This is a genomic window from Rhizobium sp. BR 315, from assembly GCF_050577975.1.
Lineage (GTDB): Bacteria > Pseudomonadota > Alphaproteobacteria > Rhizobiales > Rhizobiaceae > Rhizobium > Rhizobium miluonense.
This window is the reverse complement of record NZ_JARWKZ010000052.1, coordinates 1-20691: the sequence shown is the minus strand read 5'-3', so window position 1 is coordinate 20691 and position 20691 is coordinate 1. Positions and strand designations below refer to the sequence as shown.

Annotated in this window: 14 protein-coding genes; 7 read left to right on the top strand and 7 right to left on the bottom strand. The window is 61.2% G+C overall.

Going from position 1 to position 20691, the window contains the following annotated elements; all coding sequences use genetic code 11:
* Positions 1-123 precede the first annotated feature (123 nt).
* A complete protein-coding gene (gene guaD / locus QD409_RS29610) occupies positions 124-1467 on the bottom strand; it encodes a guanine deaminase (protein WP_430764416.1) in 1344 nt (447 codons plus the stop codon).
* A complete protein-coding gene (locus QD409_RS29605; RefSeq protein WP_430764415.1) occupies positions 1464-2702 on the bottom strand; it encodes a urate hydroxylase PuuD in 1239 nt (412 codons plus the stop codon). Before QD409_RS29605 ends, guaD begins: the two co-directional genes overlap by 4 nt.
* 140 nt (positions 2703-2842) lie before the next feature.
* Here QD409_RS29605 and QD409_RS29600 point away from each other — a divergent pair, with 140 nt between their 5' ends.
* The 3 genes from QD409_RS29600 (at position 2843) to QD409_RS29590 (ending at position 4558) form a co-directional block, all read left to right on the top strand.
* Positions 2843-3781: a LysR family transcriptional regulator gene (locus tag QD409_RS29600; protein ID WP_430764414.1), complete on the top strand. Its 939-nt coding sequence runs from the start codon at positions 2843-2845 to the stop codon at positions 3779-3781.
* Between the two features lie 82 nt (positions 3782-3863).
* Positions 3864-4115: a type II toxin-antitoxin system Phd/YefM family antitoxin gene (locus QD409_RS29595; RefSeq protein WP_430764413.1), complete on the top strand. Its 252-nt coding sequence runs from the start codon at positions 3864-3866 to the stop codon at positions 4113-4115.
* Positions 4116-4117: 2 nt separating this feature from the next.
* A complete protein-coding gene (locus tag QD409_RS29590; RefSeq protein ID WP_430764412.1) occupies positions 4118-4558 on the top strand; it encodes a type II toxin-antitoxin system VapC family toxin in 441 nt (146 codons plus the stop codon).
* Positions 4559-4662: 104 nt separating this feature from the next.
* On the opposite strand, the gene xdhC is transcribed toward QD409_RS29590, so the two are convergent.
* From xdhC to uraH, 4 genes are read right to left on the bottom strand one after another with little or no spacing between them, the layout of a single operon-like run.
* A complete protein-coding gene (gene xdhC, locus QD409_RS29585) occupies positions 4663-5511 on the bottom strand; it encodes a xanthine dehydrogenase accessory protein XdhC (protein WP_430764411.1) in 849 nt (282 codons plus the stop codon).
* A 4-nt stretch (positions 5512-5515) separates the two neighbouring features.
* Positions 5516-7870 carry a xanthine dehydrogenase molybdopterin binding subunit gene (gene xdhB / locus QD409_RS29580; RefSeq protein WP_430764410.1) on the bottom strand — a complete coding sequence of 785 codons (2355 nt, stop codon included), beginning with the start codon at positions 7868-7870 and terminating at the stop codon, positions 5516-5518.
* Positions 7871-7874: 4 nt separating this feature from the next.
* Positions 7875-9359 carry a xanthine dehydrogenase small subunit gene (xdhA, locus tag QD409_RS29575; protein ID WP_430764409.1) on the bottom strand — a complete coding sequence of 495 codons (1485 nt, stop codon included), beginning with the start codon at positions 9357-9359 and terminating at the stop codon, positions 7875-7877.
* Between the two features lie 3 nt (positions 9360-9362).
* Positions 9363-9728 carry a hydroxyisourate hydrolase gene (gene uraH, locus QD409_RS29570; protein ID WP_430764408.1) on the bottom strand — a complete coding sequence of 122 codons (366 nt, stop codon included), beginning with the start codon at positions 9726-9728 and terminating at the stop codon, positions 9363-9365.
* Between the two features lie 160 nt (positions 9729-9888).
* Between uraH and puuE the strand changes: the two genes are divergently transcribed.
* Positions 9889-11346 carry an allantoinase PuuE gene (gene puuE / locus QD409_RS29565; protein ID WP_430764407.1) on the top strand — a complete coding sequence of 486 codons (1458 nt, stop codon included), beginning with the start codon at positions 9889-9891 and terminating at the stop codon, positions 11344-11346.
* A gap of 45 nt (positions 11347-11391) precedes the next feature.
* Entirely contained in the window at positions 11392-11877 is a 486-nt protein-coding gene (locus QD409_RS29560; protein WP_430764406.1) for an ureidoglycolate lyase, read from the top strand.
* 282 nt (positions 11878-12159) lie between these two features.
* On the opposite strand, the gene QD409_RS29555 is transcribed toward QD409_RS29560, so the two are convergent.
* On the bottom strand, positions 12160-13452 hold the full coding sequence (locus QD409_RS29555) for an NCS2 family permease (RefSeq protein WP_430764405.1): 1293 nt from the start codon (positions 13450-13452) through the stop codon (positions 12160-12162).
* A 945-nt stretch (positions 13453-14397) separates the two neighbouring features.
* Here QD409_RS29555 and QD409_RS29550 point away from each other — a divergent pair.
* Together QD409_RS29550 and QD409_RS29545 are read left to right on the top strand one after the other, a co-directional pair.
* Positions 14398-14781: a hypothetical protein gene (locus tag QD409_RS29550; RefSeq protein WP_245298172.1), complete on the top strand. Its 384-nt coding sequence runs from the start codon at positions 14398-14400 to the stop codon at positions 14779-14781.
* Positions 14782-15709: 928 nt separating this feature from the next.
* Positions 15710-20691 (top strand): beta strand repeat-containing protein (locus tag QD409_RS29545; RefSeq protein WP_430764404.1); only part of this gene is annotated, 4982 nt, incomplete at its 3' end.

Below are 20691 nucleotides of genomic sequence, written 5' to 3'. Positions count from 1 at the left end.
GAAGGGCCGGTTCTGACGAAGCAGAACAGCAAGAGAAATCACTGAATTCAGCCGTTTAACGCCAAACGACGCCGTCTCCTATAAGAAGACGACGGCAGCGAAAGCGGCCCGCCGCATCAATGGTTAGGCGAGTTGCAGCGATCCGAGCGTCGCTGCCTCCGGCTTCTTGTTTTTGCTCTTCATCGCCTTGCCGCCGACGTAGACCTCAGCGATGCAGCGGTCGTCACCCATGGTCTGGAGAATGAAGAGCTCCTCGGCGAGCGACGTTGCGGTGCGCATGCGGAATTCCATTGCCGACTTGGCGCTGGAATCGAGCACGACAATATCGGCGTCCGCACCTGCCTGCAGCGAGCCGATCTGCCGCTCGAGGCCGAGCGCCAGCGCATTGCCGCGCGTCATGCGATAGAAGGAATTGAACGGCGTCAGCCGCTGCCCCTGCAGATGCAGCACCTTGTAGGCCTCATCCATGGTCTCCAGCATGGAGAAGCTGGTGCCGGCGCCGACATCCGTCGCAACCGACCAACGCGCGCCGAGCTCGTCGAAACGAGCGGCATTGAAGAGGCCGGAGCCGAGGAAGAGGTTCGATGTCGGGCAGAAGACGCCGACCGCACCGGTTTCCGCCAGAACGGAAACTTCCCGCTCGCTCATATGGATGCAATGGCCAAGCAGCATGCGATTATTGAGCAGGCCGTAACGGGCGTAAATATCCGTATAGTCCTTCGCCTCGGGATAAAGGGAAGTGGCAAAGGCGATCTCGTCGCGATTCTCGGAAAGATGCGTCTGGACATGGCAATCCGGATGCTCGGCGACGAGCGCTCTGCTCATCTCCATCTGTTCGGGCGTGGAGGTGATCGCAAAGCGCGGGCTGATCGCATAATGCGCGCGACCGCGACCATGCCATTTTTCAATGAGCCGTTTTGTTTCGTCATAGCCCTGCTGCGGCGTGTCGCGCAGCGCGTCCGGCGCATTGCGATCCATCATGACCTTGCCGCCGATCATGCGCATGCCGCGGGCTTCGGCGGCTGCGAAATAGGCATCGACGCTTTCCGGATGCACCGAGCAATAGGCAACCGCCGTCGTTGTGCCGTTCGACAGGAGTTCATCCATGAAGCGGTCGGCCACTTCGGCCGCATGGGCGGCGCGAGCGAACTTCTGCTCCTCGACGAAAATATAGGTGTTCAGCCATTCGAGTAGCTGCGCGCCATAAGACGCGATCGCCTGCGTCTGCGGGAAATGCAGATGTGTGTCGATAAAGCCGGGCAGAATGAGGTTAGGCCGATGATCCGCGATTTTGATATCGGCACCAGCGAGCTTCAGCATGTCGCCATAGGAGCCGATCTCCACGATCTTTCCGTCGCGGACGAAAACCGCGCCATCCTCGATATAGCGATAGGAAGCGGTATCATCGATGCCTTGTGGCTCGGCAAGAAAGGTCAGGACACGGCCACGGATCAAAACTTCATTCATTGGGTCTTCTCCCCTTTGACGGCACTTTCATACCAGGAAACGAGCAGGCGGCGCTCTTCGTCGGTGATGTGCGAGGCGTTCGCCGGCGGCATGGCGTGGCTGCGGCCCGCCTGCAAATAGATCTCGCGGGCATGGGCGGCGATGTCGCGGTCGGTCTCGAAGACGACGCCCTTAGGAGGGGCGATGATGCTCTCCCAGCTCGGTTCCTTCGCATGGCACATCGAGCAGCGTCCCATGACGGTATCGCGGACCTTCGGGAAATCCTGCGCCGCTATGAAGGGCTGCTGGATCGCGGAGATCTTCGTGACCGGTTCGCCCGTCAGGATCTTCGGTACGGTCGAAAGCCACATGATGACAATGAAGAGGACGACGGTGACGATCCAGGTCCAGGTCGGCTTGCCGGCATCGGCATGACGGGTGTTGAACCAATGGCGGATCGTCACGCCCATCAGGAATACCAACGACGCGATGATCCAGTTGAACTGCGTGCCGAAAGCCAGCGGATAGTGGTTCGACAGCATCAGGAACAACACCGGCAGCGTCAGATAGTTGTTATGCGTCGAGCGCTGCTTGGCGATCCGGCCATATTTCGGATCCGGCGTGCGGCCGGCGATGAGGTCGGCGACCACGATCTTCTGGTTCGGAATGATGATAAAGAAGACGTTGGCGGACATGATGGTGGCCGTGAAGGCACCGAGATGCAGGAAGGCGGCGCGACCGGTGAAGAGGTGCGTATAGCCCCAGGCGACAGCAACCAGAATGAAATACAGCGCCACCATCAGCCGCGAATTGTCATTGCCGAAGGGGGACTTGCAGATCAGGTCGTACATGATCCAGCCGCCCGCGATCGAGCATAGCGAAATGGCGATCGCCGCCGGCTTGGAGACATCGAGCACTGCCGGATCGATCATATAAAGATCGGCCCCGGCGTAGTAGACGAGACAGAGCATGCCGAAGCCGGACAGCCAGGTGACGTAGCTTTCCCATTTGAACCAGACGAGGTGGTTGGGCATGTTGGCCGGCGCGACCAGATATTTCTGGATATGGTAGAAGCCGCCGCCATGGACCTGCCACTCCTCGCCATAGGCGCCCGGAGGCAACGCGGGGTGCTTCTTCAGGCCAAGGTCGAGCGCGACGAAATAAAATGACGAGCCGATCCAGGCGATAGCCGTGATAACGTGCAGCCAGCGGACGGCAAAGGTCATCCAGTCCCAGGCGATGGCATATTCGTACATGGGAACTCCCTCCCGATTTCCATGGGATTGTTTGCCATCACGCGATTTTCTCGAAAATCCCGGTGAATCCGCAACACTTTCAAAAAAATCTATAAGATCACCCCCGCTTCGCTCTGCACGCTGATGTGGTAGAAAGGGCCATGTCCTATCTTGATAATGTTCGCGTCTTCGTTCGCGTGGTCGAACTTGGTACCCTCTCGGCGGCAGGGCGCGACCAGCGCGTCACGCCTGCGGTTGCGAGCAATCGCATCAAGGAGCTCGAGCGCCATCTGGGCGTGCGTCTCTTCAATCGCACGACGCGTAAGCTTTCGCCGACCGAACATGGTCGCGTCTTCTACGACAAGGCCGTGAAGATCATCGAGGCGGTGAACGAGGCGGAGGCGGCAATCGCCGATCTCTCGCGCAATCCGAAGGGATCACTCAGGATAACCGCTCCGCTCGGCATCGGGCGCCGGCTGGTCGCTTCGGGCATTCCCGAGTTTCACGACAAATACCCGGATATCGAGGTGCGGGTCCGCCTGTCGGACCACAATGTCGATATTCTTGCCGAGGGTGTCGACGTCGCCTTCAAGCTTGGCGTGCTGGAGGATTCGAACCTGCGCATGCGCGGCATCCTCAATTGCGAGCGGGTACTGTGTGCTTCTCCGGCCTATCTGGCGCGTCGCGGCGTGCCGTCGACCGCGGATGCCCTGATTGCCGACAAGCACGACTGTCTTTTGCTGCGCTATCCTGGATCGAAGGAATATTACTGGACGTTGGCAACGGCGGAAGGCCTTCGCAAATTCGAGGTTGCAGGTCCCTATGACAGTGACGACGGCGATGTGCTCACCCAATGGGCGCTGGAAGACCGCGGCATCATCAACAAGCCGTTGTTCGAGGTGAAATCATATCTGCGCGAAGGGCGCTTGGTGGAAATCCTGAAAGAGAGCCCGCCGGCCCCGGTTCAGCTCGCCGCCATCTATCCGCACAAGCGTTTCCAGGATCCGAAGGTCCGCCTGATGATCGACTTCATGGCGGAGCGCTGTCAGCGCCTCATCGGCAAGCTGCTTGCGGACGAGCCCGTGATTGCCGCCTCATGATACGAAGGCCGTCGGCTGATCTCCGCTTGAATCACGTCAGCGACATCATATATGACTATCGGTAGTCATATGGAGAGGTGACATGAAGGAAATCCAGCTCAAGGATGCGAAGGCGACGCTTTCCGCTGTGGTCGATCAAGCCGTGGCCGGTGAGCCGACCATTATCACCCGCCATGGCCGGAAGGAAGCCGTGCTGGTTTCCTTCGAAGAATGGGAGCGGGTTTCCAGGGTGCCGGACTTCGCCGATCTGCTTTTGGCCTTTCCCGGCAAGACGGCAGATGTTCCCGAACGATCGCGAAAGCCCGGCCGTGCATTGCGTGAAAACGGCTTCTGATCTTGTATCTTCTGGACACCAATATTGTGTCGGCCGATGCGCCGACCAAGCGCCATGTCAGCGTTGACGCATTCGCGGTCTGGATGCGTGCGAATAGTGACCGGCTTTATCTTTCGGCAATCACTATTGCCGAGATCGAGGCAGGTATCGCCCGAGCAGCAAGAATCGGAGCGACGACGAAAGCGGAGCACCTGCGCCGCTGGCTCGCGGCAGTGGAACATTTCTATGCCGGCCGTATCCTGCCGTTCGGAATTGAAGAGGCGAGACACGCTGGCCTGATGCTTGACCGGGCCCGTGCTGACGACCCTGGCTTTGAGGACATTGCCATTGCTGCGACTGCTGTTGCGCACGGACTCACTGTTTTGACGGCCAATGAGCGCCATTTCGAGGCGCTTGGTGTGCCCCTCGCCAATCCCCTGAAGCAGTTACCCATTGTCCAATAACGGCTTTTGCCCTGATTGGCTGCCCGGCAGCCAGCCAAATTTCGACAGCCCTCGTAGGACTGCGGTACCCGTAGGCAACGATGTCGAGATCATTTCGGAAGCTTTTAGCGGCTGACGGTTCCGGATAGCGTTGCCCGATCTGCCGCCCAGGTCAGCGCCGTCGTCATGATCTCGGCCGCGGCAAGCGTGGCGATGACGGTTGGACGCTTGTCCTTCACCGCCGTTCCGCCGATCGGGCAAATCAAGCGATCGAAAAGGTTCGCGTGGCCGGTTTCGCGCGCCAGCCAGTTGCGGAACGTGGCGCGTTTCGTCTTGGAGCCGATCATGCCGACATAGGCGGCATCCGCGCGCTTGAGCGCCTCGGCGGCGATGAGGAAATCGAGCGCGTGATCATGGGTGAGGATCACAAAGCTGCTGCCGGCCGGCGCGTCACGCACAACGGCCTCGGGCATGGCCGTCAGGCAGGTCTCGATGCGCGGCACGGTGCAGGCGGTCAGTTCATCTTCGCGCGTATCCACCAGCACGACGCGCAACGGCGCGAGCGAAAGCGCCATTGCGAGCGCATCGCCGACATGGCCCGCTCCGAAAACATAGACATGCGGACGTGCGGCCATTTCGCGATCACTGCGGGCGACCACCTTGTTCGCAAGCTCAGGATTGAGCGCCGTAAAGGCAAGCCCCACCCGACCGCCGCAGCATTGGCCGATCTCGGGGCCGAGCGGCACGTTCATTGGCTCGGCGGCGAGGCCGGAGCGCAAGGCCCGGCGCGCTTGGTCGATTGCCATATATTCGAGCTGCCCGCCGCCGATGGTCGCAAAGATCGCTCGGTCCGACACCAGCATCCAGGCATCGGTGTCGCGTGGCGCCGAGCCCGCGACGCCCGTTACCTCGATGAGTATCGACGCCGGTTCGCGGCGCAGAAAATCCCGGATATCTTCACGGGCGGCAGGCATGCACTCACTCCTTTTGCGCCGCTTTCAGACGCTCGATGGCCATCAGTACCCGCTCGGGCGTTGCCGGCGCATCGAGCCGTGGGCAGATCTTGTGGTCGGCGACGCTTGCCATCGCGTCCGAAAGAGCGTGTAAAACGGCAAGGCCGAGCGGCAGCGGCGGCTCGCCGACCGCCTTGGAACGATGGATCGTCGGCTCATAGGCCTCCGACCAGTCGGTCAGTGCCACATTGAAAATCTTCGGGCGGTCAGATGCAAGAGGGATCTTGTAGGTCGAGGGTGCGTGCGTTCTGAGCCGCCCTTTGCCGTCCCACCAGAGTTCTTCCGTCGTCAGCCAGCCCATGCCCTGGATGAATCCGCCTTCGATCTGCCCGATGTCGATAGCTTTGTTCAGCGAACGGCCGGTATCGTGCAGAATATCCGTGCGTTCGACCACATATTCGCCGGTCAGCGTGTCGATGGATACCTCCGAGCACGCCGCCCCGTAGGCATAGTAGTAGAAGGCATGGCCGCGCCCCGCCTTGCGGTCCCAATGGATCTTTGGCGTCTTGTAAAAGCCGGCGGCCGAGAGCTGGACGCGGGCCATATAGGCCTTCTTGATGAGATCGGAGAAGGGCATCTCGCAATCGCCGATCCGCACGCGATTCGGCAGGAACACCACCTGTTCGCGCGGCACCTGATGGCTTTCCGCTGCAAAGGCGATCAGCCGGTCCTTGATCTGGCGTGCGGCGTTCTGCGCCGCCATGCCGTTCAGATCCGCACCCGAGGAAGCGGCGGTCGGCGAAGTATTCGGCACCTTGGCTGTCGTCGTCGCTGTGATCTTCACGCGGTCGAGATCGATCTGGAATTCTTCCGCCACGACCTGCGCCACCTTCAGATGCAGGCCTTGCCCCATCTCGGTGCCGCCATGGTTCATATGCACGGAGCCGTCGTTATAGATATGGACCAGTGCGCCGGCCTGGTTCGACTCGGTCTTTGTGAAGGAAATGCCGAATTTCACCGGGGTGAGCGCGATGCCACGCTTGACGATGCGGCTCGTTGCGTTGAACTCTGAAATGGCCTGGCGACGCCCGGCATAATCGGCACTTTCCTCCAGCTCGGCCACGATGCGCTGAATGATGCAGTCTTCTACCTTTTGGTGATAGGGGGTGACGTTGCGCTCGCCCTTGACGCCCATCGCGTCGTAGAAATTCAGCTTGCGGATTTCGAGCGGATCCTTGCCGACGGCAAAGGCCACCTCATCGATCACGCGCTCGGCGCCTACCATGCCCTGAGGACCGCCGAAGCCGCGAAAGGCAGTGTTGGAGACGGTGTTGGTGTAGAGCGGCGCTGACTTCGCATGAACATGCGGAAAGAAATAGGCATTGTCGCAGTGAAACAGCGCGCGATCGCCGACCGGACCGGAAAGGTCGGCGGAGAAGCCAGCGCGCAGCGCGAAGGTGTAGTCCACGGCAAGGATGCGTCCCTCGTCGTCGAAGCCGACATCGTAGTCGATGGCGAAATCATGCCGCTTGCCGGTGGCGACCATGTCTTCGTCGCGGTCGAGGCGGATCTTGACGGCGCGCTTCAGCTTCTTGGCGGCGATGGCTGCGATCGCGGCACATTGGTTCGCCTGCGTTTCCTTCCCGCCGAAGCCGCCGCCCATGCGGCGAACCTCGATCGTCACGGCATTGCTCGGCACGCCAAGCGCATGGGCGACCATATGCTGCGTCTCGCTCGGGCCTTGTGTCGAGCAATAGACGACGACCTCATCATCCTCGCCGGGAACGGCGAGCGAGACCTGGCCTTCGAGATAGAAATGGTCCTGACCGCCGAGCCGCATACGGCCTTTCACGCGGCGCGGCGCGCTCTGAAGACCAGCGGCCGCGTCGCCACGCTTCAGCGTCAATGGCGTGACGACTTGGCGATGGGTCGACACGTCGAGATCCCAGATGTCGATATCGGCCGGCAGTTCCTCATATTCGATCTTTGCCAGCCGCGCGGCGCGGCGGGCCTGTTCGCGCGTTTCGGCGATCACGCAGAAGATCGGCTGACCATGAAATTCGACCTTGCCGGCAGCAAGCACCGGGTCGTCATTCATGTAGGAGGGGGAGATGTCGTTGACGCCAGGCACGTCCTCATGGGTCAGGACCGTGACGACGCCAGGCGCAGCACGTACGGCGGAGAGATCGATGGATTTCAGGACGCCATGCGCAACGGTCGACAAGCCAAGTCCTGCATGCAACGTGCCGGTCGGTTCGGTAATGTCGTCGATATAAACGGCTGCGCCGGAGACATGCTTGTGAGCGGAATCATGACGAGGGCTGGAATGAACGCCGCCAATGATGGTTTCGGCCCTGAGGTCTGATGTGTGCTTGTTCATGGGTTCACGCGGCCTCGTATCTGGACACCTGAGCCGGTGCCGCATGGGACGTCGTTTCCAGGTAGAAACGAAGCAGAAGGTTCTTCGCGGCCAGTGCACGATATTCCGCAGTGGCACGCATATCGGTCAGCGGCGAATAATCCTCGGCGTATTTCTCCATCGCCACCTCTACCGTCTGTTCGTTCCAGGGTTGGCCGAGCAATGCCTTTTCGACGGCGAAGGCCCGTTTCGGCGTTGCGGCCATGCCGCCATAAGCGATCCGGACCTCGGCGACCGTGCCATCAAGAGCAAGCGTCAGGCGGAAGGCGCCGAGCGTCGCCGTGATATCCTCGTCACGGCGCTTCGTTACCTTGTAAATGGCGAATTTTTCGCCTGACGTCGGAACTGGAATATGCACGGCTTCGACGAATTCGCCAGGTTGGCGATCCTGCTTGCCATAGGCGATGAAGAAGTCTTCAAGCGCAATGGTGCGCCGGACGGCGCCCCTGCGCAAGGTCAGCGACGCACCGAGTGCGATCAGCGCCGGCGGTGTGTCGCCGATCGGCGAGCCGTTGGCGATATTGCCGCCAATCGTGCCCATGTTGCGCACCTGCTGGCCGCCGATGCGAGCAATTAGCGGACCAAGCGCTGGAATATGCTGCGATAGCGTGGCGATCGCTTCCGAATAGGTGACGCCGGCGCCGATAGTGATGACGCCGTCTGTTACCGCAATCGACTTCAGCTCCTGCAGCCCGCCGATGAAGACCACCGGCGTGATGTCGCGCATGTGTTTGGTGACCCAGAGGCCGACATCGGTGGAGCCGGCCACCACGGTTGCGGTTGGCGACGCCTCTAGAACGGCCGCGAAATCATCGAGGTTGGCGGGCACGATCAGCCGATGGCGGCCCTTGCCAATTTCCACGCGCGCGCCATCGTATAGGGCCTTCAGGCGCGCGATCATCGTCTTGCGTTCAACAAGCAGCGGATCGTTTTGCGTTCCGCCGTAGCTGGAAATGGAGCGCGCAGCGCGCAGGATTGGCTCATAGCCGGTGCAGCGACAGAGATTGCCTTGCAAAGCTGTTTCAATTTGCTGGTCTGTCGGGTTCGGCGTCTGCATCCACAGCCCATAGAGCGACATGACGAAGCCCGGGGTGCAGAAGCCGCATTGCGAACCATGAAAGTCGACCATGGCCTGCTGTACCGGATGCAGGCGATCGTCGCTGCCCGCCAGATGCTCGACGGTGACGACATGGCAAGCGTCGAGCGAGCCGAGAAAGCGAATGCAGGCGTTGACCCCTTCATAGACAAGGCCGCCTGACGGCGTCGGCCGTCCCACAAGCACCGTACAGGCGCCGCAGTCTCCCTCGGCGCAGCCCTCTTTGGTGCCCTTCAGCGACCGGGAGAGCCGCAGCCAGTCGAGCAGCGTCTGGTCCGGTGCGACGCCGCTCAGAGCAACATCTTCGCCATTCAGAATGAAACGCAGTTCGGAACGAATTGTCGTGACCGTCATCGTTCAGCTCCCGCGATAGGTGGAATAGCTGTAGGGCGAGAGCAGCAGCGGTACGTGGTAATGCGTGCTCTCGTCAGCAAGGCCGAAGCGGATCGGGATGACATCGAGAAACATCGGGCCATCTGCGGAACGGCCGAGATAGTCGCCGGCGTGGAAGCGCAGCTCGTAGGTGCCGGCCTTCATGGTTTCGCCTGACAGCAGCGGCGCGTCGCAGCGCCCGTCATCATTGGTCTCGGTGGACTTCAGGAGATGCAGCGCATCGCCATCGATCCGGTAGAGATCGATGCGCAGGCCCTCGGCGGGCTTGCCGAGCGCGGTATCCAATACATGGGTCGTGAGCCGGCCGGCTCCTGGCGAATCAGACTGCATATTTTTCTCCCGAACCTAGCACTCCTGCCTCCACTATCCGCCAAGCCCATTCCCCTGAGAAGCAGCGGTATCGTTCGAGACTTTCAAAATTTCCGAGGGGAATAGCGCGCGCGATTTGCGGTTAGAAATTTGTCATCGAAGACATTTGGAGGAGTGTTTCATGCGATATTGCCGTGACATGCACGGGTATGGCCAGACGCCGCCGGCGGCGCAATGGCCGGGCAATGCGCGCCTAGCCGTACAATTCGTCCTGAACTACGAAGAGGGTGGAGAGAACTGTGTGCTGCACGGCGACGCGGCATCTGAAGCCTTTCTTTCGGAAATCGTCGGTGCCGCGCAATGGCCGGGCCAGCGCCACTGGAACATGGAATCGATCTACGAATACGGCGCCCGCGCCGGCTTCTGGCGGCTCCACCGGCTGTTCACCGAAAAGCAGCTTCCCGTCACCGTCTATGGTGTCGCGACCGCGCTGCAGCGATCGCCGGCGCAGGTCGCCGCCATGCTGGAAGCCGGATGGGAAGTTGCCTCGCACGGCCTCAAATGGGTCGAGCACAAGGATATGGGGCCGGAGGAAGAGCGCGCGGCGATCGCCGAGGCTGTCCGCTTGCACACCCTCGTCACCGGCGAGCGGCCGCGTGGCTGGTATACCGGTCGCTGTTCAATCAACACCGTCGATCTGGTGACGGAAGCCGGCGGCTTCGCCTACATCTCCGACACCTATGCCGACGATCTTCCATACTGGTACGAGCACGGTGGCCGCCAACAGCTGATCATCCCCTATACGCTCGATGCCAACGACATGCGTTTCGCGACGCCGCAGGGTTTTAACAGCGGCGACCAGTTCTTCAGCTATCTGAAGGATTCCTTCGATGCGCTCTATGCGGAAGGTGCCGCCGGCAGTCCGAAGATGATGAGCATCGGCCTGCATTGCCGTTTGATCGGACGGCCAGGCCGCGTCATGGCGCTAGCCCGCTTCATCGACTACGTCCAGAGCCACGAGAAGGTCTGGATCGCGCGCCGCGTCGATATCGCCGAACATTGGGCAAAGACCCACCCGCCGCAGCCGGTCACGGAGCGGCCCTCGCAGATGCCGGAAGCAGACTTTGTCGAGCGCTTCGGCGGTATTTTCGAGCACTCGCCATGGATCGCACAGCGCACCTTCGCCGGTGAACTTTCGCCTGCAAACGACACCGCCATCGGCCTCCATGCCGCGCTCACCTTCCAGTTCAGGGCTGCGAGCGAGGAGGAGCGGCTGGGTGTGCTCGTCGCCCACCCGGATCTTGCCGGGAAACTGGCGCAAGCCAAACGCCTGACCGCGAGCTCGACGGAAGAGCAGGCGTCGGCTGGCCTCGATGCGCTGACGGACGAAGAGCGTGCCCGCTTCACCGACCTCAATAGCCGTTACGTCGAGAAATTCGGGTTTCCTTTCATCATCGCCGTGCGCGACCACTCGAGGTCGGGGATCCTCGCTGCATTCGAGACCCGAATGAAAAACGACCGCGACGCCGAATTCATCACTGCCTGCTGCCAGGTGGAGCGGATCGCGTTTCTGCGGCTTGCCGCCATGTTCCCTGATGGAGAAGGCCGGCATGCGCGCGATCAACAGACAGCCGCATGAATGTCGCATGCCCGCACTGAAGCAACAGAGATGAGGAGAGCGTGAATGAAAGTGATCGAGATTCAGCCGTTGACCAACGCAGCCTTCTTTCCGTTTGGCGACGTCATCGAAATGGAAGGGGCGTATAATTACCCCATCAATGCCGGAAAATGCGTGCGCTATCATGATCTGGCGAAGATCGAAACAACGGGCGAAAAGGCACGGGCGATGATCAGCCTCTTGCGCGGCGAACCATATGCGCTGCCGCTGGAGCTAAAAATGGTCGAGCGACACCCCCTCGGCAGCCAGGCCTTCATACCGCTGACGGACTACCCGTTCCTGGTCGTCGTCGCCAAGGAGACGGCGAATGGGCCGGCCGAGCCTTTGGCCTTCCGCACGAAGCCGGGGCAGGGCGTCAATATCGGCCGCAATGTCTGGCATGGCATCCTTACCCCGCTCGATGGCCCCTCCGATTTTGCCGTGGTCGATCGTGGCGGCGAGGGTGTAAACCTCGAAGAGCATTTCTTTGAGGAGCCGTTCCTGATCCGCTGATCGGAGCAGGCAAGAGCGCACATGATGACAGGGGCGCCGCGGTTGCGGCGCCCCTTTTTGTGGGCAAGTCTCTCTCATTCCAGATTGAAAATGCCGAGCAATAAGCCTGCTTGCCGTGTTTCTCCGCGGCTCTCGAGACGCTGCGCCGCAGTAGAGATCCCTAGTTAGCGGCCACAGCGAGCTTCGAATGCAATCGGAAACGGCGTCCAAAATGGTCTCCAAATGCAAAGGAGCCGGGCCATCCCGTCGGATGGCACGGCTCCTTGAAATGTGCTGCCGCCTTTAGTCTGCGAAGAAGGCGAAGCGGACGATGAACAGGGCCGCAACGATCTGCGTCGCTACATGAAGTGTCGACCAGCGGCCGGTGAAAACCTTCAGGACGACATAGCTGATGAAACCGAAGGCAAGACCATTGGCGATCGAGTAGGTGAACGGCATGGCAAGCGCCGTGAGCGCTGCCGGTGCTGCCTCGGTCAAATCATCCCATTCGATTTCCGTCAGCTCACGCATCATAAGGCCGGCGACGTAGAGCAGAGCCGGAGCGGTTGCATAAGCGGGAACGGATGCAGCGAGCGGAGAAAAGAAGAGCGACGCAATGAAGAGTACGGCAATCGTCAGCGCCGTCAGACCCGTGCGACCGCCCGCCTGAACGCCCGAAGCACTCTCGACATAGGCCGTGGTGCTGCTGGTGCCCATCAGAGAGCCGGCAACAATGGCAGCGCTGTCAGCAAGCAGAGCCCGGCTCAAGCGGCTTGGCTTGCCTTCCTCGAGCAGTTTCGCCCGCTTGGCGACGCCGATCAGCGTTCCCGTTGCGTCGAAGACCTCGACGAGCACGAAGACGAGGATGATGTGTACCAGACCGCCGTGGAGAGCCCCGACGATATCGAGCTGCAGAAAGGTCGGCATGATCGAAGGCGGAGCCGAAACGATGCCATGGAACTGGCTGACGCCGAAGATCCAGGAGAGAACGGTAACGGCAAGAATGCCGATCAGGATCGAGCCCTTTACCTTCATCGCATCGAGAACAGCGATGACGAAGAAGCCGAAGATTGCGAGGAGGGGGCCGGTCTGCTTCAGGTCTCCGAGACCGATAAGCGTCGCCTTGTTGGCGACGACGATCCCGGCGCTTTTCAGTGCAATGATTGCCAGAAACAGACCGATACCGGCGGCGATTGCGCTTCTGAGCGAGCGCGGGATACCGGCAATCAGCCAGCTGCGCACGCCGGTCACCGTCAGAAGGACGAAGATGGAGCCGGATATGAAGACGGCACCGAGCGCCTGCTGCCAGGTAAAGCCGAGTGCGGCAACGACCGTGAAGGCGAAGAAGGCGTTGAGCCCCATGCCCGGCGCCATGCCGATCGGCCAATTGGCGACCACGCCCATGATGATCGAGCCCAATGCCGCTGCGAGACAGGTAGCAACAAAGATGGCATTCCGGTCCATGCCCGTGGTCGACAGAATGTCCGGATTGACGAAGATGATGTAGGACATCGTCAGAAACGTCGTCACGCCTGCGATGAGCTCGGTGCGCACGGACGTGCCGTGCTCACTCAATTTGAAAATTCGTTCAAGCATTGTTCCTCCCAAAGCGTTCCCGACGCTCGTAAAATCATGGGGCTTGCCAGCATCTCCTCCGATGCGGGCCGCGAGAAGCGACTATGAGCGCTTCGTAGCGAGGGTGGATTGTGCGCTTTTAATGGGTTTGGACGCTAGAGCCGGATTTCCCTGCAATTCGCGAAAGACATTCTCATTTTTCAAGCTATTTCTGTGCGAATTGCTTCTGATCTCGGGGTGATCGGCTTGCAGCAAAAAGCCGCTGTTCCGCTCAGGGTGCATGTCCGATGCCGCCGATAAGGCAAGAATGATATGAGCCATATTTATAGCTGCGCTGTGACAAAGCCAAACCATTTTCGGCCGGATAGCGAAACTGTAACTGCGTCCGCCTCTGGTTTCCATGCTCGATCCGATTGATGACCTTTTCCATATTTCAAGCCACCATTTTCGATCAGCCCATCAACGAAGTCGGGCCCGCGAATATATCTGCTTCGTGTCGCAAGCGATCATGCGAGCGCTAAAGGACTGAGTTTTGAATCTCAAGGCAACAACTATGGATAGGTTGAGGCCCCTAGAACAAATAACAATCGCGGGAATTGCCAATAAAAGGCAAGGAGAGATAAGATCTTGCCTTGCCAAGACTGCAAGTCATGGCTATGTCGCACTTGCAAGACCACAAGCCAGCCAAGCTGATCTTCCGCCAACTGCTGCCCGATACGGAGCGCACTCCCGAATAATATGGCTAAACATACAAAACCCTTCATTATCGAAATCAAGACCACTCGTCGAATGAAGACGAGACCGGCGGCGCAAACGAAATCGATCTGGGGCACGTTTGCTTCCGAGCTCAGGCAGGACTTGGCAGAGGGAGAGGAACCGTTGGTCGCTGCAACAGCTGACGCAGACTGTTCTGAGCCGTCGGATATCAGTCTAACAGCCACGGCCGAGGGCGATGAACCAGCAACCTTGTCGCCCAAATCCGACTTCATCGAGAAATGGGCTGCGAAAAGGGCGGAAAAGCCAAAGGCTGGCGCGGCGGATATCGTCGCACCATTCCTCATGCGGATCGAACGGCAAAAGGCATTGCTTGCCGAATTCGAGACCGATCCCGCCGGCTTCGCGAGCTGGCGTTCGGCATGGTTTCGCAAGGTAGCGGGCGGCTTCGGTATCAGCATCGGCCATGATCTGATCGATGCCGGCGGCGGCCTTCGCTATCTTGTCGTCGATACCCTTCGGGATGTCTGCGAGTTTCTCGACGACCTCGCTCACCATGCTCAGACCGATTCGGAATTTCAGCGCGCCTTGAGCGAGAATCGGCTGGTTCGTTCCAGCCGCAGGCTTGGCGTCTGAGCACTGCGAGCGACTCTCGTTGCTTTCCAACGCAAGTCGTCTCAACTGGATGCTTGCAGAGCAATATCTATTGCTCGTCGGTAGCCGCCTCATTCGACCTTGCAAACGGCAGATGCTTGTCGCGATCGTCCCGGTTCATTGCCTCTGCCTTGCGAAGGCGTATGGAGGGCGATCCAGGCAGCAGGATAAAGTGGCAAACGCGTAGGAATAGGCGACGGATTTCGACCGAGAAGCTGCCTCCCATCGCCGAAGCCAGCCGGCGGGAACCGGAAACGCTGGGGCGTTGAGTAGACGACTTCCCAAGGCCGCTCGATGTATTCCCCCTCCATTCAAATGCAAGCAATCCTTACTAATAGTTACTAAAAAAACACACACGCAGTGATTTAAAATTGCAAATGAAACTAGTATTTTCCAAGGCGGTTGTGCACCTATAAGCTGCTTTGGCGGATGGGGGAGAACGCCACGTGTGGCGGCAGCAGACTGTCCTGCAAAATTTTGTCTGTTCTTGACGCCTGCAGGATCCTACGTGAGCACTCGCCCTTGCCTTCCGACTATTCGTCCCTCCTTTCGCAAGGGGGCGAGCAAAACAAGCCGCGTTTCGAATTTAAAGCCGGTATTGGTTCTCGCGCTTATTTTGTTCGTGCTGCAGATCGCATTTGCGCCACGTTCGTTTGCCTCGTCAGGCTGCGATACGATCAATTCCTCCTGGAGTAGCGGGAGGACATTCTCCAACGGAGACTGGCTATTTCAGTCTGGCCTCGCGCTAAATGCCGGCGACAAGATCACTTATAATGTCACGACCACTGGAAGTACCAATGCGGATACGGATCCAAGCAGCGGATCGGGATTTGCCCTTTATACAAATAGCGGGGCCACTGGCGCAGCCATAATTGTTGAAAAATATGCGACCGTTAGTCACGAACTTAATTTGAGTAGCACCTATACTGCTGACCAGGCGTATACCGATTTCACCGTCTATGCCTGGTCGCAGGGAGCGACAGGCGCGGTTCATGCCACGGTCGCCTGCCAAAATGCACCGGGGACGATCACACTGCCGAGTTTTCCTGTGGTACAGGCAGGCAGCACGACTGGCAGCCTGACCATGACTTTGTCGCAGGCGCCGAGCTCCGGCCTGACTGTGACCCCAACGGCAGCGGGGCTGACGTTTAACCCGCCTACGATTGCCTTTGGTGCGGGTGGTTCCAGCCAGACGTTTACAGTGACGGCAGGCGCCGGCGCGGCGCCTGGGCCGGCCACGATCAGCTACGCGTTGGGTGGTGCCGACGCTGCGCAATATACACCGCCGGCGAGTTCGTCGCTGACCGTTCTTGGCACCATTAGCCCGCCGGCATATCCAGTTCTGACGCAGGGCAGCACTTCCGCCACCCTGACGATGACGGCATCTGCCGCCGGTAACGTTACGCTGACACCGTCGGCGACTGGACTGACGTTTGCACCGACCACTCTGAATTTTTCAGGGGGAGCAACCCAGAGTTTCACGGTAACTGCCGCATCCAACGCCGGACCAGGGGCGATCGCGGTGAGCTATGCACTTTCTGGAGCGAGCGCCTCATTCTATGCCACTCCGCCGGCTGGATCGATCACTGTCAATAGGCCTGCTCCAACGATGAGTTCGATCTCGCCGTTGTCCGGTCCTGCGACAGGCGGCACGACGGTGACGATTACCGGCACGGACTTGACGGCAGCGACGGCCGTCACCTTCGGTGCGACGGCTGCGGCCGGTTTCACGGTCAATTCGGCAACGTCGATCACGGCGACGGCACCGGCGGGCACGGGGACGGTGGATGTCCGCGTGACGACATCAGGCGGCACGAGCGCGACCTCCGGCGCCGACCAGTTCACCTATATTGCCGCTCCCACGGTGACGGCGATCTCGCCGACGTCAGGTCCAGCAGCTGGCGGTACGACCGTTACGCTGACCGGAACTGGCTTCAGCAATGCGACGGCCGTCACATTCGGAGCTACGGCTGCGGCCGGTTTCACGGTCAATTCGGCAACGTCGATCACGGCGACGGCACCGGCCGGCACCGGAACGGTGGATGTCCGGGTGACGACACCAGGTGGCACGAGTGCGACAACTGCGGCCGATCAATTCACCTATATTGCCGCTCCGACGGTGACGGCGATCTCGCCGACGGCCGGCCCGACGGCGGGCGGTACGACCGTCACGCTGACCGGAACCGGCTTCAGCAATGCGACGGCCGTCACATTCGGAGCGACGGCGGCGACCGGTTTCACGGTCAATTCGGCAACGTCGATCACGGCGACCGCACCGGCGGGCACGGGGACGGTGGATGTCAGGGTGACCACCATCGGTGGCACGAGTGCTGTATCCGCGGCCGATCAATTCACCTATGTGTCGGTTCCGACGGTAAGCTCGATCTCGCCGACGGCGGGCCCGGCGGCGGGAGGCACGAGCCTTACGCTGACCGGAACCGGCTTCAGCGGTGCAACATCGGTCACCTTCGGTGCAACGGTGGCGACCGGCTTCACGGTCAATTCGCCGACATCGATCACAGCAACTGTGCCGGCTGGCACGGGAACGGTCGACATTCGGGTGACGACAGCGGGCGGCACGAGTGCGACCTCGGCTGCCGATCAATATACCTATATCGCTGCACCGACCGTATCGAGCATTAGCCCGAACTCCGGCGCGACGGCGGGCGGCACCTCCGTCACCATCAGCGGGACAAACCTGACCGGTGCGACGAGCGTGACCTTCGGCGGCACGGCAGCGTCGAGCTTTACCGTTGACAGCGCAACCTCGATCACCGCGACCGTGCCAGCCCATGCAGCCGGCGCGGCCGATGTCGCTATCACCACTGTTGGCGGCACGGGAACTCTGGTCGGCGGCTATACTTTCCTCAATCCCCCGGTCGCGGGCAATGTTTCGCTGACGGTTGCACCGAACTCGGCAAACAATTCGGTTCCCTTGAGCCTTTCGGGCGGCGCTGCAGCCTCCGTCGCGGTTGCGACCCAGGCGACGCATGGCACGGCGACCGCATCGGGATTGTCGATCACTTATACGCCGACGCCGGGCTATGCCGGCAGTGACAGCTTCACCTACACAGCGACCAATGCCGGCGGCACTTCGGCGCCGGCAACCGTCAGCATAACGGTGTCCGCCCCGACGATCGCGATTGGCCCGTCGACACTGTCTGCAGGAGCGGTTGCAACAGCCTATAACCAGACGATCACGGCGTCGGGAGGGACCAGTTCCTATACCTATGCGGTGACGTCAGGTTCCATGCCGGCCGGCCTGTCGCTGTCGCCGACGAGCGGCGTGCTCTCGGGCACACCGACGGCAGGGGGCACGTTCAACTTCGTCGTCACCGCAACGGACAGTTCGACCGGCACAGGACCGTTCACCGGCACCCAGGCCTACAGCCTGACCATTGCCGCGCCGACGATCTCGGTCAGCCCAGCGACATTGTCTTCGGGCACGGTCGGGACCGTCTATAGCCAGACAGTGACGGCCTCGGGCGGCACCAGTTCTTACACCTATGCGGTGACGGCGGGCGCACTGCCGGCCGGCTTGAGCCTGTCGACCGGTGGTTTGGTCTCGGGCACGCCGACGGCAGGAGGCAGTTTCAACGTCACGATTACGGCGACGGATAGCTCGACCGGAACCGGGGCACCGTTCACCGGCTCCCAGGCCTATAATCTGACGATATCGGCACCGACGCTTGCGATTGCGCCGGCAACGATTCCGACTGCGGCCCTCAACACGGTCTACAGCCAGATCGTCACGGCTTCAGGCGGGACGGCACCCTATCACTATGCGGTCACCGCCGGCGCTTTGCCGAATGGCCTCGCCCTGTCGCCGGCAGGTACGATTGCGGGCACGCCAACCGTTGCCAGCACGTTCAACTTCACGATTACCGCGACCGACAGTTCGACCGGCATCGGACCGTTCACGAACAGCAAGGCCTATAGCCTGGTCGTGACGGCCAATCCCCCGGTCGCCGGCAATGTCTCGGCGACGGTCGCACCGAACTCGTCGAACAATGCGATCACCCTCAGCCTGTCGGGCGGCACGCCGACCTCCGTCGCAGTTGCGGTCCAGGCGGCGCATGGCACGGCAAGCGCATCGGGCACGGCGATCAGCTACACGCCGGCAGCAGGCTATGTCGGCGCCGACAGCTTTACCTATACGGCCACCAATGCCGACGGCACCTCGGCGCCGGCAACGGTCAGCGTGACGGTGTCCGCCCCGACGATTTCGCTCGCCCCGGCAACGCTGCCGGCTGCAACCGTTGCCACAGCCTACAGCCAGACCCTTACGGCTTCGGGCGGAACCGCTCCCTATAGCCAGGCGGTCACCGCCGGTGCCCTGCCGGCCGGCCTGAGCCTGTCGACGGGCGGCGTGCTCTCCGGCACGCCGACGGCATCCGGGACATTCAACTTCACCGTCACCGCGACCGACAGTTCGACCGGCTCGGGGCCATTCACGGGGTCACGCGCCTACAGCCTGGCGATCAACATCCAGGCTCCGGTCGCRGGCAATGTCGCAGCGACGGTTGCCGCCAATTCGTCGGCCAACCCCGTCACGCTCAACCTGACCGGCGGAGCGGCGACCTCGGTTGCGATCGCAACCGGAGCCGGCCATGGGACGGCGACCGCATCGGGAACGTCCATCACCTATACGCCTGTAACGGGCTATAGCGGGTCGGACAGCTTCACCTATACCGCCACCAATGGCTCCGGCACCTCGACGCCGGCAACGGTCAGCGTCACGGTCACAGCTCCGACCCTGACATTCTCGCCGGCAAGCGGCGCCCTTGCCGCCGGCATGATGAATGCCGCCTACARYCAGACAGTCACCGCCTCGGGCGGAACCAGCCCCTATGGCTATGGCGTGACCGGCACCTTGCCGGCCGGGCTGACGCTCAACCACGCSACGGGTGCCATCACCGGCACGCCGACGGCATCCGGCAACTACAGCTTCTCGATCAGCGCCACCGATGCCAACAATGCCACGACCTCGGCCGCCTATACGATCGCGATCGCCCCGCCGCCGACCACATTCGTGTTCTCGCCGGCCGGTGGCGCACTGACCGAAGCCATGGCGGGCGAGGCCTACAGCCAGCAGATCTCGGCRACCGGCGGCGCGGGGGTGAAGATCTACAGCCTTGCCTCCGGCAGCCTGCCGAACGGCATGGTGCTCAACATCTCGACCGGCCAGCTGACCGGGCCGCTGGCAGCCGGCAGCGAAGGCGATTACAGTTTTGCCATCCAGGTCCGCGACGGCAATGGCGCCACAGGAACGGCCGCCTATACGCTGAAGGTCAAGAGCCGATCCGTCACGGTTCTGGACAAGGTCATCAACGTGCCGGCCGGATCGACGCCGCCTGACGTCTACCTCAATGGCGGCGCCACCGGCGGTCCGTTCACCGCCGCTGCCCTCGCCTTTGTCGAGCCGGCCAATGCCGGCACCGCGACGATCATCCAGGGTCAGCTGGCGCAGGCCGGCCCCGTCGCGACSCCGGTCGGCTGGTATCTGCACTATACGCCGAACCCGGCCTATTCCGGCCAGGTCCGCGTCGGCTACAAGCTCGTCAGCGCGCTCGGAGCCTCCAACACCGGCACGGTCACCTATAATATCAGCTATGACGCCGGCAAGGTTGCCGAGGATATCGACGGGCTCGTGCATGGCTTCGTCCAGGCCCGGCACCTCGATCGTGTTGGCGATCATGTTCTGCCGGGCCTGCTGCAGCGCCGGCAGATGCTCAAGGCGACCGATCCGATCACCGCACGCATGATGCCGTCGCAAGAGGGCATGACGCTCGGCTTCTCGACCAGCCTGTCGCAGATACGGGCGGCCGGCGGCGATGCGGATGCGGCATCCGCTCCCTTCAACGTCTGGATCGGCGGCGCCTTCCGCCTTCC

Excerpts from the sequence above, each read along its gene's own strand:
- guaD (WP_430764416.1), bottom strand. The coding sequence starts at position 1,467 with ATGAATGAAGTTTTGATCCGTGGCCGTGTCCTGACCTTTCTTGCCGAG.
- QD409_RS29605 (WP_430764415.1), bottom strand. The coding sequence starts at position 2,702 with ATGTACGAATATGCCATCGCCTGGGACTGGATGACCTTTGCCGTCCGC.
- QD409_RS29600 (WP_430764414.1), top strand. The coding sequence starts at position 2,843 with ATGTCCTATCTTGATAATGTTCGCGTCTTCGTTCGCGTGGTCGAACTT.
- QD409_RS29595 (WP_430764413.1), top strand. The coding sequence starts at position 3,864 with ATGAAGGAAATCCAGCTCAAGGATGCGAAGGCGACGCTTTCCGCTGTG.
- xdhC (WP_430764411.1), bottom strand. The coding sequence starts at position 5,511 with ATGCCTGCCGCCCGTGAAGATATCCGGGATTTTCTGCGCCGCGAACCG.
- xdhB (WP_430764410.1), bottom strand. The coding sequence starts at position 7,870 with ATGAACAAGCACACATCAGACCTCAGGGCCGAAACCATCATTGGCGGC.
- xdhA (WP_430764409.1), bottom strand. The coding sequence starts at position 9,359 with ATGACGGTCACGACAATTCGTTCCGAACTGCGTTTCATTCTGAATGGC.
- uraH (WP_430764408.1), bottom strand. The coding sequence starts at position 9,728 with ATGCAGTCTGATTCGCCAGGAGCCGGCCGGCTCACGACCCATGTATTG.
- puuE (WP_430764407.1), top strand. The coding sequence starts at position 9,889 with ATGCGATATTGCCGTGACATGCACGGGTATGGCCAGACGCCGCCGGCG.
- QD409_RS29560 (WP_430764406.1), top strand. The coding sequence starts at position 11,392 with ATGAAAGTGATCGAGATTCAGCCGTTGACCAACGCAGCCTTCTTTCCG.
- QD409_RS29555 (WP_430764405.1), bottom strand. The coding sequence starts at position 13,452 with ATGCTTGAACGAATTTTCAAATTGAGTGAGCACGGCACGTCCGTGCGC.